The 24,164-nt window shown below is 69.5% G+C and carries 23 protein-coding genes; 16 read left to right on the top strand and 7 right to left on the bottom strand.

What is annotated here, in order from left to right; translation table 11 throughout:
- Nucleotides 1–17: 17 nt before the first annotated feature.
- From ACWEVR_RS17155 to ACWEVR_RS17165, 3 genes are all read right to left on the bottom strand, one after another.
- A complete protein-coding gene (locus tag ACWEVR_RS17155; RefSeq protein ID WP_167353228.1) occupies nt 18–458 on the bottom strand; it encodes a DUF4247 domain-containing protein in 441 nt (146 codons plus the stop codon).
- A gap of 183 nt (nt 459–641) precedes the next feature.
- On the bottom strand, nt 642–1,223 hold the full coding sequence (locus tag ACWEVR_RS17160; RefSeq protein WP_452467700.1) for a class I SAM-dependent methyltransferase: 582 nt from the start codon (nt 1,221–1,223) through the stop codon (nt 642–644).
- Nucleotides 1,224–1,288: 65 nt separating this feature from the next.
- Nucleotides 1,289–1,897 carry an HAD family hydrolase gene (locus tag ACWEVR_RS17165; RefSeq protein ID WP_452467701.1) on the bottom strand — a complete coding sequence of 203 codons (609 nt, stop codon included), beginning with the start codon at nt 1,895–1,897 and terminating at the stop codon, nt 1,289–1,291.
- Between the two features lie 508 nt (nt 1,898–2,405).
- Between ACWEVR_RS17165 and rox the strand changes: the two genes are divergently transcribed.
- Nucleotides 2,406–3,827 carry a rifampin monooxygenase gene (gene rox, locus ACWEVR_RS17170; RefSeq protein ID WP_452467702.1) on the top strand — a complete coding sequence of 474 codons (1,422 nt, stop codon included), beginning with the start codon at nt 2,406–2,408 and terminating at the stop codon, nt 3,825–3,827.
- Nucleotides 3,828–3,895: 68 nt separating this feature from the next.
- Here rox and ACWEVR_RS17175 read toward each other — a convergent pair whose 3' ends face one another.
- Nucleotides 3,896–5,047, bottom strand: a complete 1,152-nt coding sequence (locus tag ACWEVR_RS17175) for an LLM class flavin-dependent oxidoreductase (protein WP_452467703.1) — start codon at nt 5,045–5,047, stop codon at nt 3,896–3,898.
- 170 nt (nt 5,048–5,217) lie between these two features.
- Between ACWEVR_RS17175 and ACWEVR_RS17180 the strand changes: the two genes are divergently transcribed.
- The 9 genes from ACWEVR_RS17180 to ACWEVR_RS17220 all read left to right on the top strand — a co-directional run bounded on the left by ACWEVR_RS17180 (nt 5,218) and on the right by ACWEVR_RS17220 (nt 16,527).
- Complete coding sequence (locus ACWEVR_RS17180; protein ID WP_067492246.1) at nt 5,218–6,717, top strand: flavin-containing monooxygenase; 1,500 nt, start codon at nt 5,218–5,220, stop codon at nt 6,715–6,717.
- 168 nt (nt 6,718–6,885) lie between these two features.
- Entirely contained in the window at nt 6,886–8,157 is a 1,272-nt protein-coding gene (locus tag ACWEVR_RS17185; RefSeq protein WP_452467704.1) for a hypothetical protein, read from the top strand.
- A complete protein-coding gene (locus ACWEVR_RS17190; protein WP_452467705.1) occupies nt 8,154–9,128 on the top strand; it encodes a glutamate ABC transporter substrate-binding protein in 975 nt (324 codons plus the stop codon). The genes ACWEVR_RS17185 and ACWEVR_RS17190 overlap by 4 nt, the downstream gene beginning before the upstream one ends.
- Nucleotides 9,125–10,294, top strand: coding sequence for a hypothetical protein (locus ACWEVR_RS17195; RefSeq protein ID WP_452467706.1), 1,170 nt, complete (start codon nt 9,125–9,127; stop codon nt 10,292–10,294). Before ACWEVR_RS17190 ends, ACWEVR_RS17195 begins: the two co-directional genes overlap by 4 nt.
- Complete coding sequence (locus tag ACWEVR_RS17200) at nt 10,291–12,690, top strand: tetratricopeptide repeat protein (protein ID WP_452467707.1); 2,400 nt, start codon at nt 10,291–10,293, stop codon at nt 12,688–12,690. The genes ACWEVR_RS17195 and ACWEVR_RS17200 overlap by 4 nt, the downstream gene beginning before the upstream one ends.
- Entirely contained in the window at nt 12,687–13,700 is a 1,014-nt protein-coding gene (locus tag ACWEVR_RS17205; RefSeq protein WP_452467708.1) for a PP2C family protein-serine/threonine phosphatase, read from the top strand. Before ACWEVR_RS17200 ends, ACWEVR_RS17205 begins: the two co-directional genes overlap by 4 nt.
- Complete coding sequence (locus ACWEVR_RS17210; RefSeq protein ID WP_452467709.1) at nt 13,697–14,986, top strand: VWA domain-containing protein; 1,290 nt, start codon at nt 13,697–13,699, stop codon at nt 14,984–14,986. Before ACWEVR_RS17205 ends, ACWEVR_RS17210 begins: the two co-directional genes overlap by 4 nt.
- A 1-nt stretch (nt 14,987) precedes the next feature.
- The gene (locus ACWEVR_RS17215; protein ID WP_452467710.1) at nt 14,988–15,638 is read left to right on the top strand and encodes an FHA domain-containing protein; all 651 of its coding nucleotides are present in this window, start codon (nt 14,988–14,990) and stop codon (nt 15,636–15,638) included.
- Between the two features lie 34 nt (nt 15,639–15,672).
- On the top strand, nt 15,673–16,527 hold the full coding sequence (locus tag ACWEVR_RS17220) for an SDR family oxidoreductase (RefSeq protein WP_452467711.1): 855 nt from the start codon (nt 15,673–15,675) through the stop codon (nt 16,525–16,527).
- 6 nt (nt 16,528–16,533) lie between these two features.
- On the opposite strand, the gene ACWEVR_RS17225 is transcribed toward ACWEVR_RS17220, so the two are convergent.
- Entirely contained in the window at nt 16,534–17,466 is a 933-nt protein-coding gene (locus tag ACWEVR_RS17225; protein WP_452467712.1) for a threonine/serine dehydratase, read from the bottom strand.
- A gap of 287 nt (nt 17,467–17,753) precedes the next feature.
- Here ACWEVR_RS17225 and ACWEVR_RS17230 point away from each other — a divergent pair, with 287 nt between their 5' ends.
- From ACWEVR_RS17230 to thpD, 5 genes are all read left to right on the top strand, one after another.
- Nucleotides 17,754–18,467, top strand: a complete 714-nt coding sequence (locus tag ACWEVR_RS17230; protein WP_452467713.1) for a response regulator transcription factor — start codon at nt 17,754–17,756, stop codon at nt 18,465–18,467.
- Nucleotides 18,468–18,557: 90 nt separating this feature from the next.
- On the top strand, nt 18,558–19,082 hold the full coding sequence (gene ectA, locus ACWEVR_RS17235; RefSeq protein ID WP_255494958.1) for a diaminobutyrate acetyltransferase: 525 nt from the start codon (nt 18,558–18,560) through the stop codon (nt 19,080–19,082).
- Nucleotides 19,083–19,087: 5 nt separating this feature from the next.
- On the top strand, nt 19,088–20,356 hold the full coding sequence (ectB, locus tag ACWEVR_RS17240; RefSeq protein ID WP_452467889.1) for a diaminobutyrate--2-oxoglutarate transaminase: 1,269 nt from the start codon (nt 19,088–19,090) through the stop codon (nt 20,354–20,356).
- Nucleotides 20,353–20,757, top strand: a complete 405-nt coding sequence (locus ACWEVR_RS17245) for an ectoine synthase (RefSeq protein WP_452467714.1) — start codon at nt 20,353–20,355, stop codon at nt 20,755–20,757. The genes ectB and ACWEVR_RS17245 overlap by 4 nt, the downstream gene beginning before the upstream one ends.
- Entirely contained in the window at nt 20,744–21,661 is a 918-nt protein-coding gene (gene thpD / locus ACWEVR_RS17250) for an ectoine hydroxylase (protein WP_452467715.1), read from the top strand. The genes ACWEVR_RS17245 and thpD overlap by 14 nt, the downstream gene beginning before the upstream one ends.
- On the opposite strand, the gene ACWEVR_RS17255 is transcribed toward thpD, so the two are convergent.
- Nucleotides 21,649–22,524, bottom strand: coding sequence for a tetratricopeptide repeat protein (locus ACWEVR_RS17255; protein WP_452467716.1), 876 nt, complete (start codon nt 22,522–22,524; stop codon nt 21,649–21,651). The genes thpD and ACWEVR_RS17255 overlap by 13 nt on opposite strands.
- A 112-nt stretch (nt 22,525–22,636) precedes the next feature.
- Nucleotides 22,637–23,656: a hypothetical protein gene (locus ACWEVR_RS17260; RefSeq protein ID WP_452467717.1), complete on the bottom strand. Its 1,020-nt coding sequence runs from the start codon at nt 23,654–23,656 to the stop codon at nt 22,637–22,639.
- Between the two features lie 58 nt (nt 23,657–23,714).
- On the opposite strand from ACWEVR_RS17260, the gene ACWEVR_RS17265 reads away from it, so the two are divergent.
- Nucleotides 23,715–24,143, top strand: a complete 429-nt coding sequence (locus ACWEVR_RS17265; protein ID WP_452467718.1) for a MarR family winged helix-turn-helix transcriptional regulator — start codon at nt 23,715–23,717, stop codon at nt 24,141–24,143.
- The last annotated feature ends 21 nt before the right edge of the window (nt 24,144–24,164 follow it).

Consider the following 24,164-nt stretch of genomic DNA (forward strand, 5'->3'; position numbering starts at 1 on the left):
GAGATGCCCCGAATGAACTACTTGCCGCCGCTGTCGCTGCCGCCACCGCGGTAGTCACCCGCCGCGGAACCGCTGGTCCAGCCGTAGGTGCTGGTGTGCGAGTGATGACGGCGGGTGCCGTTGGCCCAGCTGTCGACCAGCACGAGCGAGCCGCCCGCGTGCGGCGACACCGCGACGAGGTCCTTGTCGAACCGCAGATAGTGGTTGTCGCCGGTATTGCGGCGGTCGCGCGGCTCGGTGGCCTTGGCGATGGCGGCCGCGACCGCGGCGGGCGCGGCGGCCGTGGTGAAGGCGAGGCCGTCGTTGGCCTGGTCGAGCTGGCGCGCACGCTGGTACTTCTCGGCGACGAACTCGCGCGGATCCTGCGGCCCGGTCACCGCGACGACCGTGACCACCGCGACGATCACCGCGACCACCGAGGCCAGGATGCCGACCACGATCCATCTTGTCCGGGTCACCGCGGCACCCCGAAACCGGTGCGCCACAGAACTGTCGGCATTGTGCTGATGAGAATCCCTCCCCGTCGAAAAACTGGCCGGACTGTATCACCGGGTTCGCGCCGCCGACCGTGGGGAGTTGAGCAACTGCGATTCAGATCACAGCGGGCTACCGGGCCGTGTGCGGTGAGGGGATCGGTGGGGTCAGCGGGGTCGTTGCCACAGCAGCGTGTATCGCCACAGCAGGCGGCGGCGGATCCGCGCACCGGGCAGGAATTCCTCGGCGGCCCGCCGGATTTCGCCGAGCGTTTCCTCCGGATCCCGGATCGTCGCGTTCGGTCCGCCCGCCTCGCGGCGGTGGCGACGGTCGGTGGCCCAGACGACCGGTAGCAGCGGGAGGTAGCCGATGTCGGTGAGCGGGTGCATCTTCCAGAGTCCAACCACCGCGAGCGTGCCGCCGGGGGCGACGAGGTCGTGCAGCGCCGCCATACCCTCGCGGACGGGGACGTGGTGCAGGGTGGCGACCGCGGTCACCATGTCGAAGGTGTCGTCGAGGTCGCGGAAGTCGGCCTTGTCCAGGTGCACGTGGGGTGTCGACGGTGCGTTCGCGATGACCTCGGGGTCGATGTCGATGCCGAGTACCGCATCACAGCGGGTGGCGAGTTTGCGGGCGAGCAGGCCGTCACCGCACCCGATATCGAGGGCGGTGCGGGCGTGCGCGGGCACCTGATCGAGCAGCCAGGGGTGGTAGTGCGTGTTGTGGTTCCAGTAGGGGTCCGTCGACATGACCGGTCAACGCCCGCGCGTCCCACAGGGTTCCGAAAGGATCACCGCACAGGCGCTTTCGCGGATCAGGCGGTGATGTGACCGGCCAGCCAGTCGGCGAAACCGGTGAGGCCGTCGAGCACGACATCGGCACCGGCCGCGCGCAGTCCGTCGGCATCGTAGGGGCCGGTGGTCACACCGACCGCGAACGCACCGGCCGCCTTCGCTCCGCGCATGTCACCGGCGTGATCGCCGACGAAGATCGACGCCGATTCCGCACGGAGCACCGCCGCCTTGCCGGTGGACCACAGATCACCTGCCACCCGGTCCACCTCCCACCCCAGATGTTCCACATGCAGACGGGCATGCGGTTCGTATTTGCCGGTGACGACGAGGGCTCGCCCGCCGCTCGCTCGAACGACTTCGAGCGCGTCGCCCGCGCCGGGCAGGGCCGGGATGCTCGCGATGACATCCGGATACAGCTCGCGGTACCGGGTGACCAGATGCGGGACGAGGTCGTCGGGTGCGCCCGCGTCACCGAGCAGGGTGGCCAGCGGCGGGCCGAGGTGCTCGGCGAAACGCGCGCCGATCATCGGCAGGTCGAACTCCTGCGCGAGCGTGTCGATCGCCACGGCCACACCCGGCCGCGAGTCGATGAGCGTCATGTCCAGGTCGAAGCCGACGGTGATGGTCACGTCGCCGAGCGTATCGCCGCCGGGCTGGACGACCGATCAGGCATCGGTGCGAAACCGCCGGTAGAGCCCTGATTCACGTGGAACCGCCGCTGCACTCGGTGCCGAAATCGCTTGCGGGAGTGGGAATGCGTGGTGCACGGCGTGCGGGCGAGCAGTGACAGCCGGATAACCTCGAGTACGGCGGGCGTCGTGATCGTGCAGGTCGGGGCGAATTCGCGCTCGCCGCGCTTGCGGAATCCTCGGTTACTCGCATCGCGTGCAGCTGTGCATCGAGTGCAATATTCCGGCCGTGATCGTGCCTACCAGCGCGTGAGCGGGGTGCCCGATCGATCTCGGTTCAGCGCACATCGCGCGACGGAACGTGCTCGGGCAAAAACAATGGCAAGGAGGTCGAACCACTCCCTGCCACTCTCAACATATAGCGCACCCCGGGTCTTGCCACAAGCCCCCCGTCGTCCTGCACAATCGCCTGCCTGAGTGTGTGACCAGCGGAAACAGAGGTGGATTGATGATCGACGTCATTGTCGTGGGTGCGGGTCCGACCGGGATGATGCTGGCCGGGGAACTCCGGTTGCAGGGCGTGCGGATGGTCGTTCTCGACCGGGATCCGGCACCGACCCCGGTCGTGCGTGCTCTCGGTCTGCACGCCCGCAGCCTCGAGGTACTCGCCCAGCGAGGCCTGGTCGACCGGTTCCTGGCACTCGGCTCGCGCCACCTGCTCGGCGGCTACTTCGCCGGCATCGCCAAACCCCAGCCAACCGGCTTGGACACCACCTACCCGTTCGTACTCGGCCTCCCGCAGCCCGTCACCGATCGCCTGCTCACCGAGCACGCCGTGGCCCTGGGTGCCGAGATCCGGCGCGACACCGAGCTGGTCGGCCTCACCCAGGACGAGCATGCGGTGACCGCCGAACTGGCCGACGGCTCCACGCTCGCCGCGCGCTACCTCGTCGGTTGCGACGGTGGCCGCAGCACGGTGCGCTCGCTGCTCGGCATCGGCTTTCCCGGCGAACCCAGCCGGGCCGACACCCTGCTCGGCGAGATGCGGTTGACCGCGACGTCCGACACGGTGTCGGCCGTGAACACCGAGGTGCGCCGGACGCAGCTGCGCTTCGGTGCCGCGCCGATCGGCGACGGCTTCTATCGCGTGGTCGTGCCCGCCGACGAAGTAGCCGATGACCGCACAGTCCCGCCGACGTTCGACGAATTCCGCAGTCGGCTGATCGCCACGGCAGGCACCGACCTCGGCGCGCACGCACCCCGCTGGCTCTCGCGCTTCGGCGACGCCACCCGCTTGGCCGAGGACTACCGCCGCGGTCGCGTCCTGCTCGCGGGCGATGCCGCCCACATCCACCCGCCGCTGGGCGGCCAGGGCTTGAACCTGGGTATCCAGGACGCGGTGAATCTCGGCTGGAAGCTCGCCGCCGAGGTCAACGGCTGGGCGCCACCAGGGCTGCTCGACAGCTACGCCGCCGAACGCCGCCCGGTGGCCGCCGACGTCCTGGACAACACCCGCGCGCAGATGACGCTGGTCTCGCTCGATCCCGGCGCCCAGGCGGTGCGCCGCGTCCTGTCCGAACTGATGGACTTCGAGGGCGTCACCCGGCACCTGATCGAGAAGATCATCGCCACCGCCATCCGCTACGACCTGGGCGACGGCCACGACCTGCTCGGCAAGCGCCTGCCCGACATCGAACTCGCGCAGGGCAGTCTCTACGACCGCTTGCACGCCGGTCGTGCCCTGCTCCTCGACCCGGCCGGTGCGTTGTCGGTGACCGGCTGGGCCGACCGGGTCGATCACCTCGTGGACGCCATGGTCGATCTACCCGCCGTCCTGATCCGTCCCGACGGCCACGTCGCCTGGGTCGACGACGGCCGCCACGACCTCGCCCCAGCCCTCACTCGATGGTTCGGCGAGCCGCGCGCCTGAGACCCGGTGCCGGGCACGCCGTTTCGCCGTAGGTCAGGCGGAATCGGTGATCCAGGCGCCCGGCCTACTCACTGGGCCGCCGCGGTGAACGGGGTGACGACCCGCGGGGCGACGGGCCGGGACGGATGCCGCCACACCCCCTGCCGCTCCAGGATCGGCAGCACACCCTCACCGAACCAGTACGCCTCCTCCAGATGCGGGTAACCGGAGAGGATGAAGTGGTCGATGCCGAGCGCGGCGTACTCGAGCAGCCGCTCGGCCACCTCCGCGTGGGAGCCGACCAGGGCCGTGCCCGCCCCGCCGCGCACCAGGCCCACACCGGCCCACAGGTTCGGGGCGATCTCGAGGTTGTCGGTGCGTCCGTTGTGCAGCCGGGCCATCCGCCGCTGTCCCTCGGACTCGCTCCGCGCCAGGCTCGCCTGTACCCGTTCGATCTCGCCGGGTGCGATGCCCGAGAGCAACCGGTCGGCCTCGGCCCACGCCTCGGCGGCGGTGTCGCGGGTGATCACGTGCACGCGCAACCCGAAGTCGACCGACCGGCCCTCGAGCGCGGCGAGACCACGAATCCAGTCCAGCTTCTTCGCGACCGCGTCGAGTGGTTCGCCCCAGGTCAGATAGGTGTCGGCATAGCGTGCCGCGACCGGACCCGCCGGACCCGACGACCCACCGAAGAACACCGGCGGTACCGGATCGGGTCGCGCGCTGAGCAGCGCCTCGTTCACCCGCAGGTGCTCGCCGGTGAAGGTGACCGGCTCGGTCGACTGCCACAGTTCACGCACGATGTGCAGGAATTCCCCGGTGCGGGCGTACCGCTGCTCCTTGTCGAGGAAATCGCCGTAAGCCTGCTGCTCCTTCGGTTCACCGCCGGTGACCACGTTGAGCAGCAACCGGCCGCCGGAATGGCGCTGGAAGGTCGCGGCCATCTGCGCGGCCAGGGTGGGGCTGACGAGGCCGGGCCGCAGGGCGACCAGGAATTTGAGGGTCTCGCTGGTCTGCACCAGCATCGCGGTGGTGAGCCAGGCGTCCTCGCACCAAGCCCCGGTGGGGGTGAGCACTCCGGTGAATCCGTTGTCCTCGGCGGCGGCGGTGAGCTGATTGAGATAGCGCAGGGTGGCCGGTCGGTCACCGGACATGAAACTGCCGTGCCCACCCGCGACCAGCCCCCGCGAATCGCCGTAGGTGGGCAGGAACCAGTGGAACGACAGTGCTTGCTTACTCATGGTAACGATGCTGACCGGCGCATCCGATGAGGTCACGCATTGTGCTCACCGTGCGCACAACTCCCACCCGCCGCACGGAACTAGACGTAACCATGCGAAACACGTAACCTCGTGGCAGGCTCGGGCGACGGTGCCCGGGCGGCGACGACCCTACGAAACGAGTTTCCTCAATGACGCGGCATGTCGACGTACTGATCATCGGCGCTGGCCTGTCCGGAATCGGCACGGCCTGTCACCTCATTCGCGAGCAGACCGGACGCAGCTACGCGATCCTCGAGCGCCGCGAGAACATCGGTGGCACCTGGGACCTGTTCAAGTACCCCGGCATCCGCTCCGACTCCGACATGCTCACCTTCGGCTTCGGCTTCCGCCCCTGGATCGGCACCAAGGTGCTGGCCGACGGCGCGAGCATCCGTCAGTACGTCGAGGACACCGCCAAGGAATACGGCGTCACCGACCACATCACCTTCGGCCGCAAGGTCGTGCACCTGGCCTTCGACCGCGACGCCGCGCAGTGGACCGTCACCGCCCTGATCGAGGCCACCGGTGAGACCGAGACCTGGACCGCGAACTTCGTCGTCGGCGCCAGCGGCTACTACAACTACGACAAGGGCTACCGGCCCGAGTTCCCCGGCGAGGCCGACTTCCAGGGACAGATCGTGCACCCGCAGCACTGGCCCGAGGACCTCGACTACACCGGTAAGAAGGTCGTTGTCATCGGTTCCGGCGCCACCGCCATCACGCTGATCCCGTCGATGGCCGACAAGGCCGCCCACGTCACCATGCTGCAGCGTTCGCCCACCTGGATCCAGGCGCTGCCGTCGGACGACCCGGTCGCCATCGGGTTCAAGAAGACCCGGGTGCCCGATTCGATCGCCTACAAGATCGGCCGCGCCCGCAACATCGCCCTGCAGCGCGCCAGCTTCCAGCTCTCGCGGACCAACCCCGAGCTGGCCAAGAAGCTGATGCTGGCCCAGGTGCGCCTGCAGCTCGGCAACAAGGTCGATCTGCGCCACTTCACCCCCAGCTACAACCCGTGGGATCAGCGCCTGTGCGTGGTGCCCAACGGCGACCTGTTCAAGGTGCTCAAGAGCGGCAAGGCCGACATCGTCACCGACCGCATCGCGAAGTTCACCGAGAAGGGCATCCTGACCGAGTCGGGCCAGGAGCTCGAGGCCGACATCATCGTCACCGCCACCGGTCTCAACGTCCAGATCCTCGGCGGTGCGACGATGAGCATCGACGGCAACCCGGTGAAGATGAACGAGACGGTCGCCTACAAGAGCGTCCTGTACTCCGACATCCCGAACTTCCTGATGATCATCGGGTACACCAACGCCTCCTGGACGCTGAAGGCCGACCTGGCCGCCGCCTACCTGTGCCGGGTGCTCAACATCATGCGTGACCGGGGCTACAGCACCTTCGAGGTGCACGCCGATCCGGAGGACTACGCCGACGAGTCGCTGATGGGTGGCGCCCTCACCTCGGGCTACATCCAGCGCGGCAACGGTGAGATGCCGCGCCAGGGCAAGCGTGGCGCCTGGAAGCTGGTGAACAACTACTACCGCGACCGCACGCTCATGCACAAGGCGCCCATCGAGGACGGTGTGCTGCGGTTCAGCAAGACCCGCTCGGCCGCCCGACCCGACGAGCAGGTCGCCAGCGCCTGACCGGCCGACCACACGGGGCCCGTCGCACCGGAAGGTGCGGCGGGCCCGTCGCTTTTTCCCTGGTGAATCGGGTTGCGCGAGCGCCTTTCCCGCGCGCGGGCGAATTATCCGCGGCTCCCGTAGGATCGCGATCGAAGACACCGCCCGGGGAGAAGTGAGGAGGACGGTGTGGGATCTCGCCTACCGGCGACCATCCGTGACGCGGGGACGTGGTTGCGGCGGTTCGCCGCGACGACACCGGGGGTGATCGGGGTTGTCCTCGTCCTCACCACCCTGGCCTGTCTGATCGCGGGATCGACTGCGGGACAACAGCTCGACGCCAAGATCGTCCGCTCCGAGCAGGTGCTCGATCGCACCGAACCACTGGCCTTCGCCGCGCAGAGCCTCTACGTGTCGCTCTCGGCCGCCGACGCGGGCGCCGCCACCGCGTTCCTGTCGGGCGGCATCGAATCACCGCAGGTGCGCGACACCTACGAGCAGGCGCTCGCCGAGGCCGCCGCCGCCCTCGCCGAGGCGACGGCAGGCGCCGGCGACGCCAAGACCAGGGCGATCGTGGCCCGCATCGCCGCCGACCTGCCCACCTACACCGGGCTGGTGGAAACCGCGCGCGCCAACAACCGCCAGGGCTTCCCGGTCGGCTCGGCCTATCTGCGCCAGGCCTCCGACCTCATGCAGAACTCCCTGCTGCCGCACGCCGAGCAGCTCAACGAAGCCCGCTTCGCCGCCGTTCGCGACGATCAGCAGCGCATCGGCGCCCTGCCGCTCACGGCGATCCTGTTGCTGCTGCTGGTGTTGCTCGCCTGCGCGGTGGCCTCGGTGATCCTGTTGCGCCGCACCAACCGCCTGGTGAACCCCGGTGTGGCACTGGCTGCCGCGGCGGCCGCGCTCGCCCTGCTGTGGACCGTCGGCTCGACGCTCGCCGCCGCCCAGCTGCTCGACACCGGCGACTCCGGTGCGGGCGCGCGGGTGGAGAACCTGGCGGGCGCGCGCATCCTCGCCCAGCAGGCCCGCACCGACGAGACTCTCGCCCTCATCACCCGGGGTGACATCACCGCACCCGAGGCCGCCTTCCGCACCCACACCGCCGACCTGGAACAGCGCCTGGCTGCCGCCGGTGCCGCCGACTCCGATGCCGCACGCGCGCTGACCAATTGGAACGCCGGGCACAACGCGCAGCGCACCGCCTACGAGAAGGCCGACTTCACGGGCGCGGTCACCCAGGCCATCGGTACCGGCCCCGAGAGCTCGGCCACGAGCTTCACCTGCCTCGACAACGAACTGCGCGACGCCCTCGCCCAGGCACGCACCGATCTGCGTGACGGCGTCGACGACGCGCGAACGGCCTTGACGCTGAGCCCCTTCGGCACCCTGCTCCTGTTGCTCGCCGCGGCCGGTGCGGTGGTCACGGGCCTGTGGCCACGGTTGAAGGAGTTCCTGTGAGCATTCGTCGTTCCCGGTTCGCGCTGGTTCTGGCCGCGACCGCCGTCCTGCTCGCGGGCTGTGGTGACGCGCCCGCGCCGTCGTCGATCGAGGCCACCGCCGTCGCACCACCGCTGCCGGGCGCCGAGGCGATCACCTCGGCACCGACCGCCGAGGGCACCGGATCCTGCGATACCGAGGCCACTTTGGCGCCGCGTGCCCAGCCGCGACCGGGGGCGATGCCCGCCGGATCGGCGATGGCCGCGATCGTCGCCAACGGCAGGTTGCGGGTGGGCGTCGACCAGAACACCTACATGTTCGGGTTCCGCAATCCGTCCACCGGGCGGCTCGAGGGTTTCGACATCGACCTGGCCCGCGAGATCGCGCGCGATCTGTTCGGCGACCCCGACCGCATCGAGTTGCGCTCGGTGACCGCCGCCGACCGCATCCAGCTGCTGCAGGAGCGCAAGGTCGACATGATCGTGCGCACCTTCTCCGCCACCTGCGAACGCCGCCGCGACGTCGACTTCTCCAGCGTGTACTACCGTGCGGCCCAACGCTTCGCGGCACCGCGCGGCGCCGGTATCGCCTCCGGTGCCGACCTGGCGGGCAAACGGGTGTGCGTCACCAAGGGCACCACCGCGGCCGCGCCGCTGTTCACCCTGCCGACCCCGCCGACGGTGCTCGGCGTGACCAACTGGACCGACTGCCTCGTCGCGCTGCAGCAGGGCACCGTCGACGCGATCAGCGGTGACGAACCGATCCTGTCCGGTCTGGTCGCCCAGGACCGCAATCTCGAACTCGTCGGTGCGCCCATCGGTTCGGGGGCCTACGCGGTCGGTGTGCCCAAGGGCAGCGACGAATTGGTGCGTTTCGTCAACGGCGTGCTCGAACGGATCAGCAGCGACGGCACCTGGGAACGGATATACGCCCAGCATCTGTCGGTGCTCGGCCCCTCGCCCGGCGCGCCCGCGCCCAGGTATGCCGGATGAGTTCGCCGATACTCGGCACCGCCGAGATCGATCGTGAACTGGCCGGGCGCACCGCGGAATTGGCGACGGTGAGCAGTACCCTGCTCGAGCTGGACCGGCACCCCGGCATCGCCTTGGTGCGCCGCTATCCGCCGGAGGGGGAGACCGCGCGCCGCTGGGCGCCGGTGGAGAAGGCGCTCGGCGAGCTCTTCGACGACCTCGCCCGCGTGCGCGCCATCCTCACCGAGGCCGAGACGGTGCGTGGGCGCGGCCGGATCGATGATCGTGCCCGCGCCCGGCTCACCGACCTGCTGCGGGGGCGTCCGCACGAAATCGCCCGCGTGCCGGTGCCGTTGGCGCAGCGCGGGCTCACCGGGCCGAGCGAAACCGTGGTGACGGTCGGGATCGCCGACTGCCTCGACCGCATGCGCGCCGCCTTCGCGTTCGTCGCACCGTTCGCCGAGGAGGTCGACGCCGTCGACCGGCAGGTACTCGGCGCCCTCGCGCCCTTGCAGCAGCGGGTGGAGCAGGCCAACGGCGCCTTGGCCGCCGCCACCGAACCCCTGGCCGCCCTGCTGCGCCGCGCGGGCACCGACCCGCTCGGCTTCGCACCGGGTGAGATCGCCGCGGCACTGGCCTCGCTCACCGAGCTGATCGACACCGAAACCGCCCGCAATGCCGAATTCCTTTCGGTGGCAACCGATTTACCCGCCGCCGTTGCAGCTCTGCGGGCCCGGCTCGTCGACCTCGCCGATGCACAGCACCGCGCCGACGACACCGCTGCCCGCGCCGAACGCAAGGTCCACACCGGACCGCTGCCGCCAGATGGCGCGTCGGCCGCGACCTTGCTCGCCGAGCTGTCGACCCTCGGCGACGAACCGACCCGCTCGATCGTCGAACACCTCCTCGCCCTGCGCGTCCGTGCCGACGACGCGGCCGACCGTACCGCGCGCCGAACGGAATTGGCGCAGGGTCTGCTCGATCGGCGGGCCGAGCTGCAGGGCAGGCTCGCCGCCTACCGTGCCAAGGCCTCGCGCCTGGGCGTGGCCGAAGAGCGCGATGTGCTCGCCGCCGACCGCATCGCCTCGGGCCTGCTCACGCGCACACCGTGCGATCTGGCCGCCGTCACCCGGGCGGTCGCCGACTATCGTTCGATCATCGGGGAGAAAGCGGGGCGGACAGCATGATCTGTAGTGAACCGGGTTGCGGCGGTGTAATCGAGGACGGCTACTGCGCCGTCTGCGGCACCGCGCCCGTGGCGGTCGCCGTCCACGGCGCCGCGCCGACCTCGCCCCGGCGCTCGGGCCACACCACGGCCGTCCGGCGAACACCTGCCCCGACAGGCGACACCTCGACCGGTGCCGCCCCGAAGGTGACCGCGCCCGGACTCTGCGCCGAAACAGGCTGCGACGGAACGATCGTCGACGGCTACTGCGACACCTGCGGCACCGCGCCCGCCCCGCTCAGCGCCCCCGTGCACAGCCCGTCGGCGGCGACCATCAGTGCCAACCGCACCTCGAGCCGTTCGGTACGCACCCGCTCGGGCTCGGCCCGATCGGCGGCGCGCGGCCGGCTCGGCGCCGGACTGGTCGAGGTGCCGCCGGTACCGCGCGTGGATCCCGCGTCGGCCGTGCTCACCGACCCCAGGGTCCCCGAATCCGACCGCTACTGCGGCCGATGCGACAAACCGGTCGGCCGAACCAACGACGGAATCCCCGGACGCACCAGCGGTTTCTGCCCGCACTGCGGTACCCGCTACTCGTTCGTGCCGCGCCTGCAACCCGGCGACCTGGTCGGCGGACAGTACAAGGTCGAAGGCGCCCTCGCGCACGGCGGGCTCGGCTGGATCTATCTGGCCACCGACATCCGCGTCAACGACCGCTGGGTGGTGCTCAAAGGCCTCATCGACACCGGCGACAGCGACGCGCAGGCCGCCGCCCTGGCTGAACGGCGCTTCCTCGCCGAGGTGGACCACCCCAATATCGTCAAGATCCACAACTTCACCGAACACGCCGACGCCGACGGCGAACCGGTGGGCTACATCGTGATGGCCTATGTGGGCGGCACCTCGCTCAAACAGATCCTGCGCGACTACCGCGCCGCGCACAACGCCTACCTGCCGCCGGCCAGGGCCATCGCCTATGTGCTGGAAATGCTGCCCGCCCTCGGCTATCTGCACGCGCGTGGCTGGGCCTACTGCGATTTCAAACCCGACAACGTGATGCAGACCGAGGAACGCCTCGAACTCATCGACCTCGGCGCCGTGATCGCCATGGACGACACCACGTCCCCGATCTACGGCACCCTCGGCTACCAGGCACCCGAGATCGCCGAAACGGGCCCGACCGTGGCCACCGAGATCTACACGGCGGGCCGCACCCTCGCGGTGCTGATGATGCGCGTGCCCTCGGTGGACGGCCGCCTCGGACCGCTGCCCACGCCCGACACCGAACCGCTGCTGGCCCGCCACGATTCGCTGTACCGGTTCCTGCTGCGCGCCACCGACCCCGATCCGCTGGCCCGCTTCGCCTCGACGAGCGAGATGGCCGACCAGCTCACCGGTGTGCTGCGCGAGGTCCTCGCCGCCGAGGACGGTGTACCGCGCCCCGGCATGTCGGCTGTCTTCGGTCCCGCCCGCGCCGTCTTCGGAATCGAAAGCGCCACACCGGAGCCCGCCGCGGTCGTCGCCGCCCTGCCCGCGCCGCTCGTCGACCCGGGCGACAGCGGCGCCGCGCTGCTGGCCACCACCGACGCCGCGACCCCCGCCGAACTCGAGCAGGCACTCACCGCGGGCCTGCGCGCGGTGGTGACCGGCGCCGGGGAGTCGGTGGAGATCCCGTTGCGCCTGGTGCGCGCCGAACTCGAGGCGGGCGAGGCCGACGCCGCCCTCGCCCGGCTCGCCGGGCTGGAGCTGGATTTCGACTGGCGCACGGTGTGGTACCGCGCTCAGGCCGCCCTGCTGAAGGGCGACTACGGTAGCGCCGCAGCCGATTTCGAGGCCGTCTACGCGGCGCTGCCCGGCGAACCCGCGCCCAAGCTCGCCCTCGCGGTGGCGCTGGAGCACGGCGACCGGCCACGCGAGGCGCTCACCCTCTACGACCTGGTCTGGTGCACGGACCACACCTATCTGTCGGCCGCCTTCGGCGCTGCCCGGTTGCGCCGCGCCGACGGCGACCGCGCCGGTGCGGTGCGGGTGCTCGACCAGGTCGAACGCACCTCGTCGATGTACACCGAGGCCCGCGTGCGTGCCGTGGAGACGCTGCTGGCCGATCGTGGTCCGGCCGAACTGGACGAAGCCGCGTTGCGCGAGGCGGGGGAGCGGGTCGAGCACCTGCGCCTCGACTCGCGTGCGCGCACCGCCCGAGTGCGCATGCACGTGCTCGAGGCGGCACTGAACTGGATCCGGTCGGGACAACGGCCGAGTGCACCAGGCAAGCTGTTGGATGTGGAATTCACCGAAGTGGGAGTGCGGACGGGGTTGGAACGATGCTTGCGGACATTGGCGCGCGAAGCCGACGACATGTGGACCCGCTTCGTGCTGGTGGATCAGGCCAACAACGTGCGCCCCAGGACCACGCTGTGACCGCCGCGGGTTGCCCGGACTGCGCGGGCGCGGCCAGGGCGGGATACCGGTACTGCGAGAGCTGCGGTCGCGAACTCGGGGTGCGCAAGGCGGCCCTGCCGGTGCACGATCCGGTCACGGTGCCGCAGTGCCCGACCTGTGGGGAACGGCGCTACGAGGCCGGGCTGTGCCTGGTGTGCCGCACTCCGAAGCCGGTTCCGGACCGTTTCGAGGAAGACCTCGGTCCGGTGTACATCCTCACCGATCGCGGAATCAGCCACTCCCGCAACGAGGACGCGGTCGCCGCGGCCGTGCGCGACGGTGACGGTGTCCGGGTGATCGTCGTCAGCGACGGCGTCTCGACCTCCCAGGACCCCCAGGCCGCCTCCGGCACGGCCGCCCGCACCGGCGTCGACGCGGTGCTGGCCGCGCTCGCCGACGGCCGCCCCGCCCCCGACGCCGTGATGGCCGGACTGGCCACCGCCGTCGCCGCGGTGCGCGGCATGTCACGCACCCCCGAATACGCGCCCTCGTGCACCTACGTCTCGGCGATCCTGCGCGACACCCCAGAGGGCACCGAGATCACCGTCGCCAATGTCGGTGACAGCCGGGCGTTCTGGCTCGCCGCGGGCGATCCGACGGCGTCGCGCAGGCTCAGCGTCGACGACTCCTGGGCCCAGGCCCTCGTCGACGCGGGCGCCATGGACGAGGAAGCCGCCATGCGCGACCCACGCGCGCACACCCTGCTGCGCTGGCTCGGCGCCGACGGCGGCGAGGCGCCCTGGTCGGCGAACTGCCTGCAGAGCATGCTCGTCACCGAACCCGGCACCCTGCTGTTGTGCACCGACGGGCTCTGGAACTACCTGCCCGATCCGGTCGCGCTCGCCGGGTTCACCGTCGAGACCACCCCGCAGGCCGCGGCCCGCGCCCTGGCCGACTTCGCGCTCGACAGCGGCGGCAGCGACAACATCACGGTCGCGCTCGCCCCCGTGCCCGCGCGCGCCGCTGTACCCGCTCCAGGAGTGTCATGAATTCCCCTGATATCGCAGGCCTTTCGGTCGCCGTCGACCAGAACGAATTCCTCGCCGAGGGTGCGAGCGTGGTCGACGCGGTGCTCACCGTCACCACCGGCCCCGAACTGGCCGCCGTCGCCACCCCGCCGCCGCGGCTCGAGATCCTCATCATCGACTGCTCCGGGTCGATGGGGCACAAGCGCAAGTTCGAGAACGCGCGCACCGCCACCCGCGCCGCGCTCGACGAGATCCCCGACGGCACCGCCTTCGCCATCATCGAGGGCACCGAGTCGGCGCGGATGATCTACCCCACCGGCGCGCTGTCGGCGCCCGCCGACCACACCCACCGCACCGCCGCCAAGCGGGCCCTCGATCGGTTGCGGCCCGACGGCGGCACCGCCATGGGGTCCTGGCTCGCCCTTGCCCGCCAGGTCGCGGCCGGGCACCCGGGTGCCCAGGCGCACGCCATCCTGCTCACCGACGGCAAGAACGAACACGAGACCCCCGAGCAGCTGGCCACCGAACTCGACCGCGCCGAAGGGCTTTTCGTCTGCGACTGCCGTGGTGTCGGTGCCGACTGGGCGGCGGCCGATCTGCACAAGATCTCCTCGAAGCTGTCCGGCGGCGCCGATATCGTCGCCGACCCCAAGGACCTGGCGGCCGATTTCGCCGCCATGATGCGCTCGTCGGCGGCCCGGGTGATCCCGGAACTCACCCTGCGCGTGTGGACGCCGGCCGGCGCGCGGGTGCGCATGGTCAAGCAGGTCGCACCGGTGCTGGAGGACCTCACCGCGCGCCGTACCGATTCCGGTGCGCAGGTGGGGGACTACCCGCTGTCGTCGTGGGCGGCCGAAGAACGCGAATACCACGTGCAGATCGAACTGGAACCGGCCGCGCCCGGGCGGGAGAAGCTCGCGGCCCGCCTCAGCGTGCTCGCGGGCGAGGACGTGCTCGGTCAGGGGCTGGTCCGCGCGGTGTGGACCACCGACTCCACACTGTCGACCAGGATCAGCACCCGCGTCGCCCACTACACCGGCCAGGTCGAACTCGCCCAGGCCGTCCAGGAGGGTCTCGCCGCCCGCCGCGAGGGCGACTTGTCCACGGCCACAGCGAAATTGCGCCGCGCGGTGGAACTGGCCGCCGCCTCGGGACACGAGTCGACCGCCAAGCTGCTTCGCACCGTCGTCGAGGTCGACGAGAAGGACGGAACGGTGAAGCTGCGCGGTCAGGTCGCGGCCGCCGACGAACTCGCGCTCGACATCCGCTCGACCAAGACCACCCGATTGCGGTCGGAGGGTTCCTGACATGGCGGTGTGCGCGGACGGTCACCAGACGCAGGCCACCGACTACTGCGATGTGTGCGGGTCGGCGCTCACCGGTGTCCCGGCAGCCGATCCGGCCGATCTGCGCCTGTGCCCCGCGTGTTCGGTGCCGACCAGCGGTCGCTTCTGCGAGAACTGCGGATACGACTCGGCCCTGCCCGCGCCGCCACCACCGCGCACGGACTCACCCGCCGCCGAGCTGCGCGGTACCGCCGATGCGCGCGAAATCGTCTGGGTGGCCAGGGTCTTCGCCGACCGCGAGTTCTACGACCGGGTGCAGGCCCGCAAAGGTCCCGACGCCGACCGGGTGGCCTTCCCCGGTTTCTACCCCGAACGCCGGATCGAGTTGCGCGGCAGCGAGTTCCTGATCGGCAAACGCTCGGCCTCGCAGGGCATCGTGCCCGAGATCGACCTCGGTATCGCCCCGGCCGACCCGGGTGTGTCGCGTGCGCACGCCCTGTTGCGCGTCGGGACCGACGGTTCGCTCACCGTCACCGACCTCGGTTCGACCAACGGGACCAGCCTCGACGGCACCGAGACACCGCTGTCGCCACAGGTTCCGGTGCCGTTGCGGGCGGGTAGCCGCCTGCACGTCGGCGGCTGGACGACCATAACCATCGATACCCTGTCGTAGACGGGAACATCGAGCGAACCGTAGGGTCGGGGCCATGACGAAGTTCGACGGGAAAACCTGTTTGATCACCGGCGCCGCCAGCGGTCTCGGCCGGGCAACCGCCTTCGCGGCCGCCGCCAAGGGCGCGTCGCTGGTGCTCACCGACATCACCGCCGACACGCTGGCCACCACCGCCGAGGAACTGCGCGCCGCCGGTGCCACCGTGCACCTGGCCCATCCCGCCGATGTGAGCGACCATTCGGCCGTCGTCGGGCTGGCCGCGCACACCTTCGAGGCCGTCGGGCACGTCGACATCGTGATGAACGTGGCGGGCATCGCCACCTGGGGCACCGTCGACAAACTCACCCATCAGCAGTGGCGGCGCACCATCGACATCAACCTCATGGGCCCGATCCACGTCATCGAGGAGTTCCTGCCACCGATGATCGCCGCGCGGCGTGGCGGTCATCTGGTGAACGTGTCCTCGGCGGCCGGACTGTTCGGGTTGCCGTGGCACGCGCCCTACAGCGCCACGAAGTTCGGGCTACGCGGTGTGTCGGAGGTGCTGCGGTTCGACCTACGCAGGCACAAGATCGGCGTCAGCCTGGTGCTTCCCGGGGCGATGGCCACCCCGATGGTCGACAGCGTCGACATCGCGGGCGTCGACCGCGACAACGCCGCGCTGCGCAAGGCCATCGGCCTGTTCCTGCGCCATGCCGTCACGCCGGAACAGGCCGCCGAGGCGGTGATCCGCGGTGTGGAACGCAACCGTTACTGGGTCTACACCTCCCGCGACATCCACCTCGCCCACTGGGGCCAGCGCTACGTCCCGTACGGCTACACGCTGGCCATGCGCGGCCTCAACGCCGCGATGACCAACTACGCCACCAAGAACGAACTGGTGCGCTGAGCACGCTCACACCAGGTCCGACGGGTCGGTGTTGGCACCGCACAGGATGACGCAGACCCGCTCGCCCTCGGCGGGCCGGTAGGCCGCACCGGAACCGGTGTCGCGCAGCGCCGCCAGCGCGGTCGCGGCACCGTTCTCCACGGCGATCCGGTGTTCGTCCCAGAGCTGTCGGCGCGCGGCGCGAATCGCCTCGTCCTCGACCAGCACCGACACCACGTCGGGGTGCTTGGCGGCGGCCAGCGCCATCTCCGACACGTTCGGTGCGCCGAGCGAATCGGCGGCGATCGAGTCGACGCTCACCTGCACCGGACGGCCCGCTTCGAGCGCGGCATTCAGCGAGCGGCAGCCCACCGGTTCCACCGCGACGGTGCGGATGCCGAAATGCTGTGCGGCGATCGCGGTTCCGGTGAACAGTCCGCCGCCGCCCACCGCGACGACCACCGTGTCCAGATCGGGCACGCGCTGCTGGATCTCGCGCATGAGCGTGCCCGCGCCCGCCGCGATGAGCGGGTGATCGTAGGCGTGCGAGAACAGCGCCCCGGTGTCGGCCGCGAACTCCTGGCACGCGGCCAGTGCCTGCTTGTACTCGGGACCGATCAGTCGTACATCGGCGCCCAAGTCACGAAGTCGACGGATTTTGACCGGCGGCGCCGATTCGGGCAGAAACACGGTCGCCGGCACCCCCGCTTCCCGCGCCGACCACGCGCACGCGAGTCCCGCGTTGCCGCCTGAGGCGATCGTCACACCCGCGGCGGGCAACTCCCCGGCAGCGCGCAGGAAGTTCTGCGCGCCACGCGCCTTGAAAGTCCCGGTGAACTGCAAGAACTCCAGTGCGAACCAGAGCGGGGAATCCCCAGGTCCAGCGGGTGCAACCGTCACCGGGCGAACCCGGCCCTCGATCCGCGCGGCGGCGGCCTCGATGTCGTCGAAAGTGGGCATCACCCCGTCGACTATGCCACCGCGCACGGCACCCCGACGGACCTTTGAAACCGTGCAAATCGGGCACGAATTGTTACGGCGGGTTTACGCGACGAGAGCTCTGGGTAAGTAACGGATTGGTAACAAGCTCGAAAGCGGGATGTCGTGTCGGACTGGGGACGCGAATTCCCCAGGTGTACCGGCGCACGCACGAGCGTGTCAGCAAAGGAAGTGCACATGAGCGAGCATTGGCAGAACACAGCCGCATCGGCGGTCACGGTCGCGCCGGGCGGCAGCGAGGTGCGAGGATGACCGCCAACTTGATGATCGTCGACGACGATGTGCAGATGCGGGGCGATCTGCGCCGCGCGATGGAAGACGAGGGCTACGCCGTGGCCGAGGCGGGTGTCCCCGAGGATGCCCTCGACCGGCTGCGCAACGACGGGCCGCCCGATCTGATGATCGTCGACCTGATGCGCGGAGCCACCGACGGCTTCGACTGCATCCGCGAGATCCGCCGCGACCACGACGTGCCGATCATCGTGATCAGCACCAGGTACGACACCCACGACGTGGTCGCGGCCCTGGAAGCCGGTGCCGACGACTTCGTCAGCAAGCCGTTCGAGATCAAGGAGATCACCGCCCGGATGCGCGCCCTGCGCCGCCGCGCCAGGATCGCCGCCGAACGTGAGGCCACTCCCGAAGTGGTCCTCGACGACGACCCGGTGCGTCCCCTTGTCCTCGCCGCCGACGCGGGCGCGGTGCGCCGTGGCAGCGAGGAACTGCACCTCACGGTCACCGAGTTCCGGTTGCTGTGCGAACTCGCCGAGACTCCCGGCCGCGTGCTCAGCCGCGCGGTGCTGCTCGAAAGAGTCTGGGATCAAGGCTTTTTCGGTGACGAACGCATCGTCGACGTCCACGTGCGCCGGTTGCGCACCAAGATCGAGCGTGACGCCTCGGATCCGCGCATCGTGGTGACTGTGCGCGGGCTGGGTTACCGGCTGGATATCCAGCCGCAGTAAACGATTCGTCATACAACCGCAAAGAGCTCGACACAAAGACCGTAAAGTCTCTTAGTCAAGGTGGAATGTATGCCGAGTCCGACTATGTCCATGGAGCCGACCGATACCGCGGCGGCTCGAGGTTCGGAAATTATTCTCAGACACCCGAGATTGGGTGACGGTGCCCAATTGTGGCGCATCGCGCGCGATTCCCGCGTACTCGACGTGAATACGAGCTACGCCTATCTGCTGTGGTGTCGGGATTTCGAGGCGACCTCCATGGTCGTCGAATGTGGCGGGCAGGCAGTGGGATTCGTGATCGGGTATGTTCGTCCCGATGCGCCGGACACGCTTTTCGTCTGGCAGATCGCCGTCGACGCCGAATTCCGCGGCCGGGGTCTGGCCGCGAAACTCCTGCACGCCCTGCTCGATTCCGTGGCACCCGCCGGGATCAACACCCTGGAAACGACGATCTCCCCCGATAATTCCGCTTCCCAGGCGTTGTTCTCCGCGGTGGCCCGCGAACGCGGCGCGCAATTGCGTACCGAAGAACTATTCGAAGCACATCATTTTCCGGATTCCCACGAAGCCGAGCACCTCTACATTATTTCGCCCGCTCAGCGCCAGGAGGCATGATCATGATCACGACCACCGACACCAGCATTTTCGAAGCGATGGAATCGAATGTGCGTGGCTACTGCCGCGACTGGCCCGCCGTGTTCACCACCGCCGAAGGTGCCTGGATCCGCGATGAGCAGGGCCGCGACTATCTCGACTTCTTCGCGGGCGCAGGCGCGCTGAACTACGGCCACAACAACCCGGTGCTCAAGAAGGCGCTGATCGAGTACATCTCCAGCAACGGCATCACCCACGGTCTCGACATGTCGACCGTGGCCAAGCGTGAACTGCTCGAGACCATCCGCGAAACCCTGCTCACCCCGCGCGGGCTCGACTACAAGGTGCAGTTCCCCGGCCCCACCGGTGCCAATGCGGTCGAGGCGGCGCTGAAGCTGGCCCGCAAGGTCACCGGCCGCAAGACGATCCTGAGCTTCACCAACGCCTTCCACGGCATGACGCTCGGCGCGCTGTCGGTCACCGGCAACGCGGCCAAGCGGGCCGGCGCCGGTGTGCCGCTCGAGCACGCCACCCCGATGCCCTACGACGGCTACTTCGACAACACCATCGAGGACTTCGGCTGGATGCAGCGGGTGCTCGACGACAGCTCCTCGGGTTTCGACCGCCCCGCCGCGGTGATCGTGGAGACCGTGCAGGGCGAGGGCGGTGTGAACCTGGCCCGCGCCGAGTGGCTGCGCCACCTGGCCGGCCTGTGCGCCGCGCGCGACATCCTGCTCATCGTCGACGACGTGCAGATGGGCTGCGGCCGCACCGGCCCGTTCTTCTCCTTCGAGATCGCGGGCATCACCCCCGACATCGTCACCCTGTCCAAGTCGATCGGTGGCTACGGCCTGCCGATGGCGTTGGTGCTGCTCAAGCCCGAGCACGACCAGTGGGCTCCCGGTGAGCACAACGGCACCTTCCGCGGCAACAACCCCGCCTTCGTCACGGCCACCGCCGCGCTGCGCGAGTACTGGTCCGACGACAAGCTGGCGCGGCTCACCGCCGCCAATGGTGAGTACATCGGCCGCACGCTCTCGGCCGTGACCGAGCGGCACGAGGGCATCACCACGCGCGGTCGCGGCATGGTGCACGGCATCGTGTTCGACGACCCGTCGCAGGCGGGCAAGGTGTGCCGCACCGCGTTCGAGCAGGGGCTGCTGGTGGAGACCTCCGGTTCGATGGACGAGGTCGTGAAGTTGTTGCCGCCGTTGACCTTGCGCAGCGACGAGCTCGATCGCGGTCTGTCGATCCTGTCCGACAGCATCGATACCGTGTGTGGCGGTGCCGCATGATCGTGCGCACCACCGCCGAGATCACCGGAACCGACCGCGATGTGGCCGGGCCGGGGTGGCGAAGCAAACGGATCGTGCTCGCCGGCGACAAGGTCGGGTTCTCGTTCCACGAGACCACGATCGAGGCCGGGACCGTGCACCGGTTCCACTACCAGAACCACGTGGAGGCGGTGTGGCTGGTCGAGGGCGAGGGTGAACTGCTCGACCTCGAGGACCAGACCGTGTACCCGCTCGGCCCCGGCTCGATGTACCTGCTGAACGGTCACGAACGTCATCAGGTCACCGCCCGCACCACGCTGCGGATGTTGTGTGTGTTCAATCCGCCGGTCACCGGCCGCGAGGTACACGACGAGAACGGGGTGTACCCGCTGATTGTCGAAGAGGAGGATGCCAGTGTCTGATCGGTCCGACCGCTACCCCACGCGGTTGTCCGAGCCCGCCCCCCACATCGAGCGCACCGATCCGACGGTGTGGGGGCAGGTGAGTACACCGGAGCTGGCCGGTTTCGACGCGAACGGTTTCGCGACGATCCCGGATCTGCTCAGTGCGGACGAGGTGGCGGCCTTCGGGGCCGAGATAGGGCATCTGGCGGCCGACCCGGTGCTCTACGGCGACGAGCGTGTGATCGTGGAACCCGTTGCCGGACAGGTCCGTTCGGTGTTCCAGGTGCACCGCTTGAGTAAGCCGATCGCGGAACTGCTCGCCGAGTCGCGCGTCGTCGGGCTCGCCGAGCAGATCCTCGGCTCCGAGGTGTATCTGCACCAGAGCCGGGTGAACTACATGCCCGGCTTCGGTGGCAGCGGATTCGGGTGGCATTCCGATTTCGAGACCTGGCACGCCGAGGACGGGATGCCGACCCCGCGCGCGGTGAGTCTGTCGATCGCGTTGACCGACAACTACCCGTTCAACGGGTCGCTGATGGTGATGCCGGGTTCGCATCGCACGTTCGTGCCGTGCCTGGGTGAGACACCGGAGGGTCATTACCGGGAGTCGTTGCGCGAGCAGCGCATCGGCATCCCGACCAACGACGACATCACCTTCCTCGCCGCGCGCTACGGCATCACCCAGTTCACCGGCAAGGCCGGCTCGGCGCTGCTGTTCGATTCCAACCTGATGCACGGGTCGTCGAACAACATCACGCCGTATGCCAGGTCGAACATCTTCCTGGTGTTCAACAGTGTCGAGAACGCCCTGGTCGAGCCGTTCGCGGCACCGCAGCGCAGGCCGGAGCACATCGCCGCACGTGATTTCACGCCCGTGCGGTCGTTATCCGCCGAGCGGCACCTGGTGGATCAGGTGCGCTGAGGCAGCTCGGCCAGGCAGGCCGCGGCCCGGGGATCCTCGTGGGCCGCGGCCTGCCACCAGGTGCGGGCGGCGCCGATATCGCCGACGTGCAGGGCGAGCAGGCCGAGGTCGTAGGCGGCGGCGCTGTTTCCGGCCTCGGCGGCTTGGGCCCAGAGCACACGAGCCGAGTCGTGTTCTCCCCGTGCGAACATGGCCGAGCCCAGGTCGTGCAGCGCGCGTCCGACATTCTGCTCCGCGTATGGCTGCGCGGTCGGTTCGGCGGCGAGGACCGGCTGGACACGCGCGGTCGGCTTGGCGTACAGGGGCGGCTCGGCCCGCACGAGTGGCTGGGCGCCCACCACCCGCGGTAGCTGATCGGTCGGTGCGGGATCCGCGTCGGCGCGGGTGAGTTCGACGACGAGTTCGTTGAAGTCGGGGGTACCCGGGCCGGTGCTGCACCACAGCGTCGACGCACCGTCGGGCAGCAGGTCGACGACCATGCCGTAGTTGCCGGTCCACGACTGCTGCGGGCCCGCACCGGCCACCCAGACCGGCGTGAGGGTGAACAGGGCCTCGGGCGCCTCGGCGGTGACGGTGATGTCGATGCCCGCCGCGAGCGCGTCGGACCAGATGTCCACGCCGCCTAGGGTTCGCCCGCCCAGATTCACGTGGCCGTCGGTGACGGTGAGCCCCAGACCGAGACCAGACACGTCGGCGGGTGGCATCACCGATAGGGCGCGCAGCCGTAGCGCGGTCGTCCCGGTCGGTAGCGCCTCGGTGTACATCGGGTACACGTCGGCACCGCACCAGTCGATGGGATCGGCCCCGGTGTAGCGGTGCTCGAGCGGCACGTCACCGGGGCGCTGTGCGCCAGGACGATTCATCGGTGCAGCCCACCCTTTCCGACGTAGTACCCCCTGCATCGGTCGCGCGCTACACCGTACCCGCGTCCCACCCCGAACGCGGGCTGATTCATGACACACGGAATGCCGGCATTCAGACGGCGACGGATTCGCCGATCTCCTCCTCGACCGCACGCTCGCTGACCGGCTCGGGGGCATGCCGCGCCTCGTACTGCCCCGCGACGGCGGCGAGCAGCACGCCGATCACCAGCCACACGAACAACCCGCCGAGGCGTGCGCTGAAACCGGCGCCACCGTCGAAGTACAGCAGGCTGCGCAGACCTTCGACGAAATCGGCACCGTTCCAGAACGAATGCAGCGCACCGAAGAACCCGTTCTGCAGTTCCGGCCGGTAGACACCGCCGGAGGTAGTGAAGTTGAGCATCACGAACAGGGTGATCAGGGCGAGCGTGGTCCAGCGCTTCAGGAAGGTGTGCAGCCCGATACCGATCAGGATGATGCCCGCGGAATACAGCCAGGCGATGCCGAACACGCTCGCGAAGTCGCTGTCGATCACCCCGAACACCGGGCCGGCCACCACGACACCGATCAGGCTCACCACCAGGGCCGTCACCACGCCGATCGCCGCGCGCACCCGCATCCGCAGCATCGCGCCCGCGGCGCCGATCACCGCGACACTGCCGTAGGAGCCGACACTCAACGCCACCAGCAGGAAGAACAGCCCCTGCCCGGTCGGATCGCCCTCGGCCTTGCTCGTCACGTCCGTGACCACCAGCGGCACGCCCTGGTGGTCGGCGACCGACCGGAACGCCACCTCGGCGGCCATCGCACTGGTGTCCGAACCGGCGGTGGCCACGAGCAGTTCGGGGCGCGCGGCATCGGGCACGTAGGCGCCGACGAGGTCGCGCTCGTGCAGCAGGTCCCTCGCGGCCTCGCGGGTGGGCACGGTGATGACGTCGACACCCGACCCACCCCGGTTCTGCATCGTCTGGGCGAGCTCCACCGCCTGCGGGGAATCACCGACGACGGCCAGCGCCAGATGGTTCGGCGTGGGCTGATGGAAGGCGCCGAGATAGGCCAGGGCCATGCCGAGACACATCAGCAGGGGGGTGAGCAGGTGGCCGGCGAGGTGCCGCAGCTGGGTGACGGTCATCGAGGGAAGTCTCCAAGAAGGTTGGTAAATACAACTATGATTGTTGTATCCTACAACCATGACTGAGTCAGAGGCAAGGGACGACGCCGTCGATGTCATCCAGCGGGAGCTGACCGCCTTCTCTCGCCGCGCCCGCGGCCGCGCCGCCGAACTGCACCCGGAATTGAGCCTGGTCGCCTACAGCATCCTGGACCTGGTCCTCGAACGCGACGGCTGCCAGGCCGCCGACGTGGCCGCACAGTTCCTGCTCGACAAGTCGACCGTCAGCAGACAGGTCGGAGCGCTCGAGCAGCTCGGCTACCTCGAACGCGAAATCGACCCCGCCAACCGGCGCAACCACATCCTGCGCGCCACCCCCGAGGGCCGCGCTGCCGCACGCAAGGCCGAACGCACCCGCCGAGCCGCCTTCACCGCCCGGTTCGCCGACTGGTCCGACGAGGATGTCCGCACCCTTGCCCGCCTGCTCGTCCGCTACAACCAAGGCTGAACGGGGTGTAGTGCACGTCAC

Source organism: Nocardia sp. NPDC003979, assembly GCF_053605015.1.

Excerpts from the sequence above, each read along its gene's own strand:
- ACWEVR_RS17160 (WP_452467700.1), bottom strand. The coding sequence starts at position 1,223 with ATGTCGACGGACCCCTACTGGAACCACAACACGCACTACCACCCCTGG.
- rox (WP_452467702.1), top strand. The coding sequence starts at position 2,406 with ATGATCGACGTCATTGTCGTGGGTGCGGGTCCGACCGGGATGATGCTG.
- ACWEVR_RS17175 (WP_452467703.1), bottom strand. The coding sequence starts at position 5,047 with ATGAGTAAGCAAGCACTGTCGTTCCACTGGTTCCTGCCCACCTACGGC.
- ACWEVR_RS17180 (WP_067492246.1), top strand. The coding sequence starts at position 5,218 with ATGACGCGGCATGTCGACGTACTGATCATCGGCGCTGGCCTGTCCGGA.
- ACWEVR_RS17195 (WP_452467706.1), top strand. The coding sequence starts at position 9,125 with ATGAGTTCGCCGATACTCGGCACCGCCGAGATCGATCGTGAACTGGCC.
- ACWEVR_RS17200 (WP_452467707.1), top strand. The coding sequence starts at position 10,291 with ATGATCTGTAGTGAACCGGGTTGCGGCGGTGTAATCGAGGACGGCTAC.
- ACWEVR_RS17210 (WP_452467709.1), top strand. The coding sequence starts at position 13,697 with ATGAATTCCCCTGATATCGCAGGCCTTTCGGTCGCCGTCGACCAGAAC.
- ACWEVR_RS17215 (WP_452467710.1), top strand. The coding sequence starts at position 14,988 with ATGGCGGTGTGCGCGGACGGTCACCAGACGCAGGCCACCGACTACTGC.
- ACWEVR_RS17220 (WP_452467711.1), top strand. The coding sequence starts at position 15,673 with ATGACGAAGTTCGACGGGAAAACCTGTTTGATCACCGGCGCCGCCAGC.
- ACWEVR_RS17225 (WP_452467712.1), bottom strand. The coding sequence starts at position 17,466 with ATGCCCACTTTCGACGACATCGAGGCCGCCGCCGCGCGGATCGAGGGC.
- ACWEVR_RS17230 (WP_452467713.1), top strand. The coding sequence starts at position 17,754 with ATGACCGCCAACTTGATGATCGTCGACGACGATGTGCAGATGCGGGGC.
- ectA (WP_255494958.1), top strand. The coding sequence starts at position 18,558 with ATGGAGCCGACCGATACCGCGGCGGCTCGAGGTTCGGAAATTATTCTC.
- ACWEVR_RS17245 (WP_452467714.1), top strand. The coding sequence starts at position 20,353 with ATGATCGTGCGCACCACCGCCGAGATCACCGGAACCGACCGCGATGTG.
- thpD (WP_452467715.1), top strand. The coding sequence starts at position 20,744 with ATGCCAGTGTCTGATCGGTCCGACCGCTACCCCACGCGGTTGTCCGAG.
- ACWEVR_RS17255 (WP_452467716.1), bottom strand. The coding sequence starts at position 22,524 with ATGAATCGTCCTGGCGCACAGCGCCCCGGTGACGTGCCGCTCGAGCAC.
- ACWEVR_RS17260 (WP_452467717.1), bottom strand. The coding sequence starts at position 23,656 with ATGACCGTCACCCAGCTGCGGCACCTCGCCGGCCACCTGCTCACCCCC.
- ACWEVR_RS17265 (WP_452467718.1), top strand. The coding sequence starts at position 23,715 with ATGACTGAGTCAGAGGCAAGGGACGACGCCGTCGATGTCATCCAGCGG.